This is a genomic window from Bacillus sp. NEAU-Y102 (assembly GCF_054788175.1).
Map to the genome: position 1 here is coordinate 57,838 of NZ_JBTWFK010000005.1, position 12,960 is coordinate 70,797.

The following is a 12,960-nucleotide window of genomic DNA, read 5'->3' on the forward strand; positions in this document are numbered from 1 at the left end:
CTATTATTTTTTTGTGAAAAATATACAAAAAGCTTATAAATCAAGATATTTTCATAATATTTACTGCCTGTTACTTCATCAAACATACTTTTCAAAAAAATCAAACTCGAAAAATAAACAATTGAAGTTACTACTCTTGTTTATTTTTACCAAAAATAATGTTAGACTAATTACCGAAGGTGGAATGAAAACACTTTCATCCAAGAGGCGGAGATGATAGAATATGTTTTTTCTAAATAAACCTTCCTCCCCTCCAAAATGCAATCGGTTGCATTTTTTTGTACTGTTATATTAGTTTTTATTGAACAGTAAAGTGAATTTTTTATCTAATAATTATCTTCAGCAATAGGAAATTATAAAAAACTCTAGGATTCAGGGGGAAATATTTTATGCATGATCTAAGTGATAAAGTGAAACAATTTCATAGTGATGGCTTTGTTTTTATGAGTAATGTTCTAAATGAAGACCAAATCAATTTATTGAATACCGGGGTTGAAGAAGCTTTTCGAGGTCCAAGGAATGGGTACGCTCCTATTTTTCGTGGTATGATGTTCGAACGTGGTGAAGTCTTTGAAAATTTAATCGATTTGCCTCCAGTTATTAATTTAGTCGAAGCAATTTTAGGGGATAATTGTCATTTGCGTAGTATGAATGCAATTAAGACCCCTAGAAGAACAGGAATAGATCAATGGCATATCGATTTAATTGATGATGAAATGTTTTTCCCACTTCCAAAAAATGTTGATTGGGATAATAATATTCAAATGCCAGTATTTATTGTCAACTGTCTATACTATCTCGCGGATGTTGAGGAAGATATGGGACCTACACAATTAGTTCCTGGTAGCCATAGAAGCGGTAAATTTCCAGACACTAAACAAGAACTCCCTGTTTATAATGGAAAAAAACCCGTGACTTTTAAAGCAAAAGCTGGTGATTGTCTAATTTTTAACAATCAGGTTTGGCACCGTGGCGGTTTAAACCTTAATCAAAAACCAAGAATCGTACAGCAAGTTGTTTATAGTAAATCTTATATTTCTCAGTCATTTTATCCCCTCTTAAATTATAGGGTTCCTGAGCATGTATTGGCTAGAGCAGACAATAGACGTAAACGATTAATAGGCTTCCATAAAGTGGGGTTGGTGTAAACCTTACAAAACGCCCGGAATTTTGATGTACAAATTTATAATTTTTTTAGCTTACTGGGCATGGGGATTATCACTTGTTCAGTAAGCTAAAATGTAATTTACTATTTAGAATTTACTAACAATAATAGAACTATAGTCTTCATTTTTATAAAACTAACCTTATAATATTCCATTTTCAACTCCGATTTTTGTCCATATGTTTACTCCACTTTTAGTTTTTAATTTACTATACATTATTTTATAAGATATTGAACCAATTAACACTGGTGAAAGACGTCTTATTCAAAAGAATAATTCTGTAAGTTATGATTAAAAAAATAGAAAAACCATCTCCACTGTAGATATCGCTTACTTTACGTCACATCTTCAGAGGTTTTAGCTGTAGTTACATTTATATAGGCTACATTCACTTATCTTTTTCAGCTCTTCTTTGTTTTAATTTATTTTCAGGATAATAAACCTTCACAAAAGGCATAGACTTTCATTCCTTTTCTTATTTTTAATATACAACAAAATTTCATCGTGAAATGTGCAAAATCTCATATACTGTAACACCTTTATTTGTTACCATTTCAGGCTTCTCTTCATAAAACTCAAACCTACTGTATCCCCATTTATCCGGATTATAAACGATTACATTCCCTAAACACTTTTCATTGTTTTGTACATTTTCATTTATCGTGTTTAATTGAGTCCCAATCAACGTTTTACTTTGAGAAATACTTCCTGCATATTCAACAACATATCTACTTTTCTTAAATCCATCACTTAGATTAACAACTAACGGAACACCTATATGTATTTGTTGCCACCCAAACGATTGTAAAATATTATCGTAATACCCTTCAAAGGTAAATTTATTCATCCCTTCATGACCATTCCAAATATATAAAGGTGCATAGCAGTTATAAAAATTCCCGTCTTTCTCCGTTTCCGTAATTAAATAAGCTTTAAAATTTAGTTCTTGGAAACCATCAGTTTTATAGCCATTATCCTTTACCCTTTTCTTAATAATTTCCATGTCATAATCCTTTGGAAGAATGACCTTATATTGCATTCCAATCATGTTTATCACTCGCTTTCAATCTTATATACATTATGATAAATCGATAAGCGGCTAACGTAAAATAGGTATAAATTATGTTTGGTATCATTTATAATGATAGTGCATAAGGGGCTGAGATACATGGAAATAAATGATCTTATTATATTCAAAACTGTGGCCAGTGAGGGTTCTATTAGTAAAGCTGCTAAAGAGTTAGGATATGTTCAACCGAACGTAACTGAGCGAATCAAAAAATTAGAACAAGAATTAGAAACGCCTTTACTACATAGAGATAACAAAGGTGTTTCCTTGTTACCTGCTGGTGACATTTTATTAGATTACACGAATAAAATATTAACTCTATTAGAAGAAGTAAAAGATGAAATTAAAACGAGTGGTTCTTCTTATATAATAGCGACGTCACAATCTATTTTGACAAATTATTTAAGTAAGCGTATTAAAGTAAATTTCAGAAATTATCAAATATATGTAGAAAGTAGTAGTCATTTGCAAAAATTACTGCAGCAACAAAAAGTTGATATGGTCATAACTTATGAGGATTATCCTGACGCATCGTTTAAAAAAGTGTTCACAACCTCAATTTCTGTAGGCTTATTAAAAGCGAAAGAAAAATGTACCATTGATTATTTAAAAGAAATTTTCTTCGTTAGCAATGACAAAAAGTGCCCTTTTAGGAATAAGACAATACAATTTCTAAAAGAAAACAATCTATCTCAGCGACAACTTCAACAGTTGGATTCTTATTCGCTTATGGAAGAGTTTATTGCTGATGGAAAAGGAATAGCTTTTTTACCGATTAAAAATGATACATTAGTAATAATTGAAGATGTTCCCCTTGAGAATTTAGCTGTTCATTTTTTTACGAATCAAACCTTTATAAAGCATATCCCTGATGAACTATTTGATTAATAAAATGACTTTGATTACAAACTTTTTTCAAAATAAAAATCCCTCTTTAACGAATATAAAAGAGGGATTTTTATTTTGTATACAATTGATTTTTCACACGTTTTGCTCCACTTCTGTACTTTTCTCCTTTTTATTCCTTTTAAAACTCTTCAATTTCTTAACCGTCCCAACAAATCCTTTCGGAAAAACGAGTAGCACGATAATATACAATAAACCTAGAATAATCGTCCATCTTTCAAAAATCGGATATTCCGTCGCTAGTTCTGATAAATAATATTTTAGGGATTCAATAATCCCAGATCCAGCAATAGCTCCAATTAATGTTCCGACTCCTCCAATCATTGTCATCAAGAGTGCATTTAGTGTCATTTCAATTGAAAATACAGTCGTATTGACAAAGCGTAATGTAATAACAAATAAACCACCACTAATCGAAGCTACTACTCCTGCCACAATACTAGCAATAATTTTATACTGAAGAACTTTATATCCTAGCGCTTCAACACGTTGCTCATTTTGTGAAATTGCCTTTAATACTTTTCCAATAGAAGATTTAGTGAAAAGACGTAACAGAATAAAAATGACAATTAAACATATAAGTGTTACATAATAAAAGGTAAAACGATCACGGAATATTTCTGGTACCCCAAATGTAAAACCATCTCCTCCGTGAGTAAGCCCACGCCATTTTTCAGCAAGTACGAAAAACAACTGTGAAATAGCAAGTGTTAACATTGCATAAAAATGACTTTTCAATCGTAAAGAAAGCAAACCAATTATATAACTAACGATTGCTGAAACGATAATTGCAGCTACTATTCCAATTAAAAAGTTCGTTATTGATACGCCTTGTCGATCAAATAAAAGCGCTACCCCATATGCTCCTATCCCAAAGAACATACAATGACCGAACGATACAATTCCTGTATACCCAAGCAATACATCAAAACTCATTGCAAAAATAGCAAAGATGAAGATTTGAGTGAACAAAATTAACAGGCTCCGTGAATCATTTACGAACGGAAATACACTTAAACAAATGAGCATACATACTCCGGAGTATACTTTAATTCGGTCCGATGTGTTGTTCACCATTTCACCCCTTTTCACCAACAAGTCCAGTTGGCTTCATTATTAAGAAAAATAGTAACATTAACATATTAATTGCAAGTGATAAATCTGGTATAAAATACGCTGTAAAAGCACCAGCTAATCCGACAATTAAAGAAGCCATAGCTGAACCTTGTACGCTTCCTAATCCACCGATAATTACTACTATAAATGCTAAAATTGCATACTGCATGCCCATCTCGGCGAAAATAACGCCCGAATACGGTGCTAATAAGAATCCTCCCAAAGCTGCCATCCCTGCCCCTAATAAAAAGACGAAAGAAAATATCGCTTTTACATTAATACCAAGCGCTTGAACCATTTCTTTATCCATTACACCTGCACGGATCATAAGACCTATCTTCGTCTTTTTGAGTAATAGTAGTAGTGCAATGTAAATAATTATCCCAATCAAAATAACAAATAGACGATATTTAATTAATATAATACCTCCGAATGTAAAACTTCCTTGTAACCATAACGGTAATTTTGCACTAATAGGGTTTGGCCCCCAAAATATTTTAATACACTCACTAAGAACGAGCATTCCTCCAAGCGTAACGAGCAGCTGTCGAACATGATTTCCATATACCGGTCTAATAAGAAACCTTTCTAAAATAAATCCTAGGAACATTCCCATGGCTACTGCTCCAACTAAAGCTAATATATAACTTCCTGTCATATTAAATAACCAAACACCTGTAAATGCTCCCCATGCAAATAAACCACCGTGTGCAAAGTTTAAAACGCTCATTAGACCGAAAATAAGTGAAAGACCTGATGCTAACAAAAAAATGAGCATCCCTGTTGAAATCCCATTTACAAATAAATTTATTAACACATCCATCCTTTTCACCTCGGATTCATGTTAAGAGATTCCTAAATATTTATGACACATTTCCTTATCCTTTTTTAATTCATTCATAAAACCGTTATGAACAATTCGTCCGTTATCCATAATGTAAAAATAATCGCCAATTTGACTAGCCATCATAAAATTTTGCTCAACAAGTAAAACTGTTGTTTTCTCTTTCATCTTCAAAATAGCTACCATTAATTTCTCCACCATTATCGGGGATAGCCCTTTGCTCGGTTCATCAATAAGTAATAATCCATCACTATTAATAAACGCTCTTGAAATAGCCAACATTTGCTTTTGCCCTCCGCTCAAGAGCCCACTTTTCTTATTCCAAAACTGCTTTAAATCCGGAAATAGTTCCAGCATCCACTCTATTTTCCCTTCTACTTCTTCACCTTTTCCCCTAGCAAGAGCGAATGTTTCTTCTACTGTCAAATCATGAAAAATACCTTGATTTTCTGGTACATACCCTATTCCTTTCCTTGAAATTAAATGTGTAGGTAATCCACTTACTTTTGCACTATCATAATAAATTTGACCATCTGTAATCCGGTGAAACCCCATAACTGAACGTAATGTCGTTGTTTTCCCTGCCCCGTTTCTACCAAACAGTACAGTAATCGTCCCTTTCTCAACAGTAAGAGATACTCCTTGCAAAATATGAAACTGATCTAAATACGTTTCTATATTATTCACTTGTAATAGTGCCACTATATAATCCCCCTAAATAAGCACTTTGTACACGCTCATCTTTCATAATTTCTTCTGGCAATCCTTCAGCCAATAACTCTCCATGAAATAAAACGATAAGATGATCTGACAAACCTAGTATCATATCCATTTTGTGTTCGATAAGTACAATTGTGCTCTCTGGATGTTTCTTAATATTTTCAATCACTTGTAATATAGCAGGGACTTCCTCAACCGAAATACCTGCCGTCGGCTCATCAAGTAATAACACATCCGTTTTTAAAGCTAATAACATCGCAAGTTCTAGCTTTCTTTTCTCTCCATGTGCCAAATCTTTCGCTAATACGTTCTCTTTCTCGTGAAGTAATACTGTTTTTAAGAAACGTCTCGCCTCTCCAACTTGTTGCTTTAATTTTGCTGGATTCGGGAAAAAGCTATAGTAATCTTGTACGAATGATTGAACACTTAAACGGACATTTTCAAGTACCGTTAATTCTGGGAATATGTTTGTAAGCTGAAAAGAGCGACCGATTCCTAAGCGTGTTCGATCTGAAATCGATAGTTTTGTAATATCTTGCCCTTTAAAATACACTTCACCTGTTGTGGGTGAAATCTGTCCACTTAGTAAATTAAATAATGTTGTCTTCCCCGCACCATTTGGCCCGATAATAGAAATGAGTTTTCCTTTTTGGACAGTTAAATTTACATCTTTAATAACATGATCTTCACCAAAAGATACGCTAAGATTTTTCGTCTCTAACAAATGTGTCACGAAATCCCCTCCCTTTAAAGCCGTGAGTATGAAAGAAATATGTATAAAGAGGGTCCCCCCTCTTTATACAAAAACAACAGAAAATTCAGTCTATTTATTTTGAACTGGTGGTTCTGTTTCTTTCATCGTTAATTCTCGCTCTAACACTGGCACCGGATAATCAACACCGTCTTGCTTTTTCAATGTGATAGAATACAGTGTCTGCATCGCTTGGTGATCCTTCTCTCTAAACTTCATCTTTCCTTTTGGTGTATCAAATTCCATTCCTTCCATTTTCTTAATCAAGGTATCTACATCTGTATCACCTTTTGTTTTCTTTAAGGCTTCTACAATAGAAATTGCTGCTGACATTCCTCCCGCTGTAAACAAATCTGGCACTGCACCATTAAAACGTTTTTTATGCTCTTCAACTAGCCAATCATTCACTTTATTTTTTGGAAGTGTGTGATAATATACAGAAAAACCTTGCATACCTACTAATGCATCCATTGTTTTTAATGCTGGTATATCTGGCGCACCTGTAGAAATTTTAATACCTTGCGCTTCCACATTCATATCTTTCAACTGTTTCCAAGGTGAATTTGCCCCTGCCCAAACGATAAATAAATAATCTGGTTTTGAACTAATGATATTTTGAATATTCGCTGTAAAATCTGTTGAATTTGTATCCGCGTATTGCTCATTCACAATGTTCGCACCTAATTTTTTCGCACCCGCTTTAAATGCAGCAATCCCTTCACGACCAAAAGCGTTATCTGGGGCAAATGTCGCAATCTTTACATCTTTTTTCGCAATTGCTGCTGCTCCTGCAATCGCATCTTGTGAGGAACTTCTTCCAGTTCTAAAAATATATTTATTCCAGTTCTTCCCGGTAATACTATCCGCAACTGCCGGTTCTACAACCATAATCTTTTCATATTCTTCTGCCAGTGGTAAAACCGCTAACGTATCACTTGAACTAGACGATCCAACTAAAAAATCAACTTTCTCTTCTTCTAATAACTTCGTAGCTTTCTTCACTGCTACATCCGCTTTCGTTTCTGTATCTTCTACAACAAACTTAATCTTTTTCCCATCTACTTTCCCAGTCCCACCAGTTGCATAGTCTAACCCTAATTCAAATCCGTTCACTGTTTGTTTTCCATACGATTCTAGCGGTCCTGTTAAAGAAGCAAGGACTCCTACCTTAATCGTTTTTTCATCTTCTGTACTTGTTTTCTTTCCTGAACAAGCTGCCGTTATTAATAACGAACCTAAAACACAACCAGTAAACATTGTCTTTAGCCACTTACGTTTTTTCATCGACATTGTGATCCTCCCCATACTTTACTTTCTGATAGAATCAAACACGCCAAAATCCCCTGTCCGTAATCATGACTAACTAATACGATAGATAATGGAAAACTCTTGTAGTACCCTCTACATTCGGCACAAATATATAATCACCTTCCTATGTAATGGAAACGGACATACAATCAATATATATTCTGCAATCCAATTGAAAATACTGTTTCATTTTAGTAATGGCCATACAAAAAGACTAACTTATTTTTTAAGTTAGTCTTTTCACCTTAATTAGAGTTAAGTTCTACTTTCTCTAACCCTTCAGCCAATCGTTTCTTATCTATTCCTTCTCCAATTACTACTAAGTTTGTTGGGAAACCGAAATCTTGTTCCAGTAAAGTCGGTACTCCGAACGAATATTGGAATAGGTGAGGGTATTTATCTCCATGGAATTTCACAAAGCCTTTCACTCGATAAATACTATCTGGTAAATTCGAAAGCCATTCATATAATTTGTCTTGATCAATCGGTTTCGTAAATTGATACGTCATCGTTTGTATATGTAAATGCTGTTTAACGTGTAGTGTCTCATGTTCCTCATCATTTGGAAATTCTGCTTCTTCTATATCTTTTAAAGATATATTACAATACTTTGTCTCATACATTTTCGCATGATCATTTATTGTCTTTACTTCTTCAAGTACTATGTTCTTATCTTCATCTGTTAGTAAATCTGCTTTATTAACAAGAATGTGACTACCAAATTTCAGTTGCTCATGCAATAGCTGTTGTACATTTGCACTTAATATACTTTTGTTTAACCACCTTACTGCATCTAAAACGACTACAATTGATTTCACTTCCAGGAAAGGAGCTAAAATTGGCGAGACACACGCGTCTAACACTTCAATTGGATGCGCAACACCTGTCGTTTCTATATAAATGACATCTGGTCTTTCTTGTTGGTATAACGAATGTAATTGTATTTCAAGCTCTTCTTTTAACGTACAACAAATACAGCCTTTAAGAAGTTCTCTTAAAACATTCTCTTTTCCAATAATATCTGTATCTACCGAGTATTCACCAATTTCATTCATTAATACTGCAACTTTTCTATTCTTCTTTTTCTCTGCTAACAATAAATTTTGTAATAATGTTGATTTTCCACTACCTAAAAAACCACCTAATATATGAATCTCCACTTTATTCATTCAACCGACCATCCATTTCTTTATTTCAAATGTATTCAAAGCGTAATAATTACGATTTATATTTATCATTTTATTAAAAGAATGACCATTTGTAAATATAAGAGATTCACTGCTCATTTACTTCATATGCAACTCTAACTCCAGACTCAATTGCTCCTTGCATCCATCCATGTGTTAATGTCGTATGCTCTCCTGCAAAGTGTACTTTTCCAGATGGTGGTGTAATATACGGAAATAACTCGAGCTCTTGGCCTGGTTCAAAAGCTGTAAATGCACCGCAAGAATACGGATTTTTACTCCAGCTAAAAGATGTTCCAGTGACAAACTCACTATAGACGATGTCACCGTATATTTCCGCTAAATTTTTTAATGCGTAACGAATACGCTCTCTCTGGGGGAGACTATCCCATGTTAACGCCTCATCTGCCCACGTATAACTAGCCAACACAACAGCTGGTCCTGGAGTATGAATGCCATAACTCGGATAGTATGTAAACCGTATCGGTAAATCAGTAATAGATTTCCCACCACACTGTCCCGCTTTCTCCCAAAATCTACTTTTAAACTCTATTGCAATTTTAGTTGCAGCAATATAATTTAATTCACGAATTGCTCTTCTTTTAAAATAAGAGAATAAATAGTATGGCTGAACTTCTACAAATCTTAACGCTGAAAACGGAATTGTAATAATAGCAAAATCACTTGTTATTGTAAATTGCTCTAACGTTTGCTCATGGTTTCCTTGTAACATTACTTTATTATCTTCTTGTATGATTTTATCAACCTTATACGGCATTAAAATATGCTCTCTTAATTGTGGTAAGAATGCATTCGATAACTTATCCATTCCACCAGTTATTTCATAATATTTCGTTGTTGAAGTAAAGAAGATCATTTCACGTAATACTTCAATTAAGGACATTCCCATATAAGCTTCCATATCAAGAAGTACCCCGATTATATCTATTGCAACATCTGAATAATACTCCATTAAAAATGAACCAAGCGAATACGTTTTATACTTTTTTTCAACAATAAGCCAGTTTTTATCAGGTTCCTTCTTAATATAATTTAGTATTGGTTCTAATACCTCAATCATTAACTCTTCTGCCGTTTTTCCTCTTTCTTTATCCAAAACCGGATATTCAAGTACACTTGGATCATTTTCAAACACATTCAATCTCGTTTGAATGTTATTCGTGTAAATGATATCTGCAAAAGTTTTATTTATAAAAAGGTTTAAAGGTAGTTTAAATTTATAAATATACGCTAAGGTTAACTTATGGGTATCAGGGATTCTCATCGGTCCCGCATTAAAATATAAACCCACACTAAATGGTTCCCGAATCGTATACACCCTGCCACCTATTCTGTTATTTGCTTCTATAATCGTTACTTCGTGCCCAGCCTCTTTTAATAAAGAACCTGCAACTAATCCAGAAATCCCTGCACCGGCAATCGTAATCCGTTTTGGGTTATTCTTTTTAACAAGCCCTGCATGAATAATATGAAGCATTTCTTCCATTGTTAATGGGTTCCCCATGCCATTTCCCCTTTTACAAAGGATTTTACTGAATTATATTCAGTTACCTTCATTCCTATGTTTTGGGCAAGGAATTACACGGATACATTTTCAAATACTTGAATATCTTTTATAAAATGTAATAAACTAGATATGATTCTATAGAAGTAAGACGTATTATCTTACATAACAAAACCAATGAAATTGCGAGGAATTTTGAAATGAAAAAAGGTATTAACCGTGTTGTATTAGTAGGAACAGGAGCAGTTGGATGTAGTTATGCTTACTGCATGATTAACCAAGCCGTAGCTGAAGAATTTGTTTTAGTCGATGTAAATGAGGCAAAAGCTGAAGGAGAAGCAATGGATTTAAGTCATGCTGTTCCATTCGCACCAGCTCCAACTAGAGTATGGAAAGGCAGCTACGAAGATTGTAAAGATGCTGACCTTGTAGTTATTACAGCTGGATTACCACAAAAACCAGGCGAAACACGTTTAGATTTAGTTGAGAAAAACGCTAAAATCTTTAAACAAATCGTTCGCAGTATTATGGATAGCGGATTTGATGGCATCTTCTTAATCGCAACAAACCCTGTAGATATTTTAACTTACGTAACTTGGAAAGAATCTGGTTTACCGAAAGAACGTGTAATCGGTTCTGGTACAACGCTTGATTCTGCTCGTTTCCGCTATATGTTAGGTGAGTACTTCGATATTGGTCCACACAACATTCACGCTTATATTATCGGAGAACACGGCGATACTGAACTTCCTGTTTGGAGTCATGTTTCCGTTGGTATCCAAAAACTACAAACACTGCTTGAAAAAGACAACACGTATAATCAAGAAGATTTAGACAAAATTTTCATAAACGTCCGTGATGCAGCTTACCATATTATTGAGCGTAAAGGCGCAACTTATTATGGTATCGGTATGTCACTTCTACGTGTTACAAAAGCAATTTTAAACGACGAAAATAGTGTATTAACTGTATCAGCTTACTTAGAAGGTCAATATGGTCAAAAAGATGTTTATATCGGGGTGCCTGCTGTTTTAAATCGCGGCGGTGTTCGTGAAATTTTAGAGGTTGAATTAAGTGAAGAAGAAGAATTAAAATTCGATCACTCTGTTCAAGTATTAAAAGAAACAATGGCTCCGGTTCTTTAATTAAGATAAAAAAGCAATCCAATTTATTTTGGATTGCTTTTTTATCTTAATTATCCCCTATGACCTTTTAATGATTTTCTATCATTTCTTATTTTTTAGTCGCATCCTCATTATTTATATCAAGTACATCTAATAAAAAGATAAAGATTGGTATCCCGATAATAAGCCCCCATATTCCGAGGAAATGCTCTGAGAAGATGAGAATCATAAATGTATAAAAGATTGGTAAATTTGTTTTTGCAGACATAAACTTCGGATTTAAAAAATAACTTTCAAGAGCGTGGATTACTGTTATGAACACGAGTATGTATACTACGTACATAACTCCGCCTACGTTGTAAGCAATGATACAAAGTGGAAACAAAGAAATAATCACACCTGCAACAGGAATCAACCCTAGTAAGAAAACCATAACAGCTAATACAAGTAGCTGTGGAAATCCTAAAACAATTAATGCAATGACAGTAAGAATACAATTTACAACGGCAATTAAAAACTGAGCTTCAATTACTTTTCCGAACGATCTTGCAAATCTTTCACCAAAATATGCAATTTCCTCATAAAAGATTTTTAACTTACTATCTTTAAACTTAGATGTAAATGTAATAATACGCTCTTTTTCTAATAAGAAAAATAAGCTTAAAATTAGAGATAATAATATTTGTAAACTTACCTTCCCTATATTTGCTATTGATTGATATATAACATCTACACCTTGTTCTATATATTTTGATACTTCCATCCCATTAATTGTCGAAAGTACATATTTAACGATTTCATTATCAGGTGGATTTTGAAAAAATAGTTTAAATTGATAAATTAATTGTGAAATTTGTATCGTCAGCACAGGTAAATATTTATATAACGTTGTGCCTATAAAGGAAACTAGTATTATATACAAACATGCAATAACAATTTTCCGGTTTACTTTCAATTTCCTTGAAATAAAACGTTGAAATCGATCCATTAAAAACGTCAGTATAAACGTAATTAATATTAAATTGATCATACTTTTTAATGCATATAATACAAGCGCTACTATTATTAAAACGAGAAACCGTTGAAACCCTCTACTTCGAAAAAAACTCTTTACTTCATTCATTAAGAATTAACCTCCCCCTCCAATGGATGGAAATTGAATCTATTACATTTTATGAACTCCTATAGACAATCTTTCTTACTAATTGAGAAGAATCCTTTTTTTCTTTTCATATTGTTAGATT

Annotated in this window: 12 protein-coding genes; 3 read left to right on the forward strand and 9 right to left on the reverse strand. The window is 33.5% G+C overall.

The features are described 5' to 3' along the window. Positions 1-389 precede the first annotated feature (389 nt). A complete protein-coding gene (locus ACYFX0_RS14320) occupies positions 390-1,148 on the forward strand; it encodes a phytanoyl-CoA dioxygenase family protein (RefSeq protein ID WP_000543792.1) in 759 nt (252 codons plus the stop codon). Between the two features lie 517 nt (positions 1,149-1,665). On the opposite strand, the gene ACYFX0_RS14325 is transcribed toward ACYFX0_RS14320, so the two are convergent. Then, on the reverse strand, positions 1,666-2,214 hold the full coding sequence (locus tag ACYFX0_RS14325) for a DUF4865 family protein (protein ID WP_000579909.1): 549 nt from the start codon (positions 2,212-2,214) through the stop codon (positions 1,666-1,668). A gap of 120 nt (positions 2,215-2,334) precedes the next feature. Between ACYFX0_RS14325 and ACYFX0_RS14330 the strand changes: the two genes are divergently transcribed. Then, a complete protein-coding gene (locus ACYFX0_RS14330) occupies positions 2,335-3,123 on the forward strand; it encodes a LysR family transcriptional regulator (protein ID WP_000404993.1) in 789 nt (262 codons plus the stop codon). Positions 3,124-3,216: 93 nt separating this feature from the next. Here ACYFX0_RS14330 and ACYFX0_RS14335 read toward each other — a convergent pair whose 3' ends face one another. From ACYFX0_RS14335 to ACYFX0_RS14365, 7 genes are all read right to left on the reverse strand, one after another. Beyond that, on the reverse strand, positions 3,217-4,170 hold the full coding sequence (locus tag ACYFX0_RS14335) for a branched-chain amino acid ABC transporter permease (protein ID WP_074789686.1): 954 nt from the start codon (positions 4,168-4,170) through the stop codon (positions 3,217-3,219). Between the two features lie 49 nt (positions 4,171-4,219). After that, complete coding sequence (locus ACYFX0_RS14340; RefSeq protein ID WP_086389927.1) at positions 4,220-5,080, reverse strand: branched-chain amino acid ABC transporter permease; 861 nt, start codon at positions 5,078-5,080, stop codon at positions 4,220-4,222. Positions 5,081-5,101: 21 nt separating this feature from the next. Next, entirely contained in the window at positions 5,102-5,803 is a 702-nt protein-coding gene (locus tag ACYFX0_RS14345) for an ABC transporter ATP-binding protein (RefSeq protein ID WP_001196715.1), read from the reverse strand. Then, positions 5,781-6,554 (reverse strand): ABC transporter ATP-binding protein, encoded by a 774-nt coding sequence (locus ACYFX0_RS14350; RefSeq protein ID WP_000149309.1) that lies wholly within the window; start codon positions 6,552-6,554, stop codon positions 5,781-5,783. The genes ACYFX0_RS14345 and ACYFX0_RS14350 overlap by 23 nt, the downstream gene beginning before the upstream one ends. A 90-nt stretch (positions 6,555-6,644) precedes the next feature. Continuing rightward, entirely contained in the window at positions 6,645-7,862 is a 1,218-nt protein-coding gene (locus ACYFX0_RS14355; RefSeq protein ID WP_000061996.1) for a substrate-binding domain-containing protein, read from the reverse strand. Between the two features lie 263 nt (positions 7,863-8,125). Then, entirely contained in the window at positions 8,126-9,049 is a 924-nt protein-coding gene (locus tag ACYFX0_RS14360) for a CobW family GTP-binding protein (protein WP_001044926.1), read from the reverse strand. A 106-nt stretch (positions 9,050-9,155) separates the two neighbouring features. Next, positions 9,156-10,592 (reverse strand): flavin monoamine oxidase family protein, encoded by a 1,437-nt coding sequence (locus ACYFX0_RS14365; protein WP_460270816.1) that lies wholly within the window; start codon positions 10,590-10,592, stop codon positions 9,156-9,158. Positions 10,593-10,792: 200 nt separating this feature from the next. Between ACYFX0_RS14365 and ACYFX0_RS14370 the strand changes: the two genes are divergently transcribed. Further along, positions 10,793-11,737, forward strand: a complete 945-nt coding sequence (locus ACYFX0_RS14370; RefSeq protein ID WP_000715322.1) for an L-lactate dehydrogenase — start codon at positions 10,793-10,795, stop codon at positions 11,735-11,737. A gap of 88 nt (positions 11,738-11,825) precedes the next feature. Here ACYFX0_RS14370 and ACYFX0_RS14375 read toward each other — a convergent pair whose 3' ends face one another. Next, complete coding sequence (locus tag ACYFX0_RS14375) at positions 11,826-12,839, reverse strand: AI-2E family transporter (protein ID WP_001006602.1); 1,014 nt, start codon at positions 12,837-12,839, stop codon at positions 11,826-11,828. Positions 12,840-12,960: the final 121 nt, after the last annotated feature.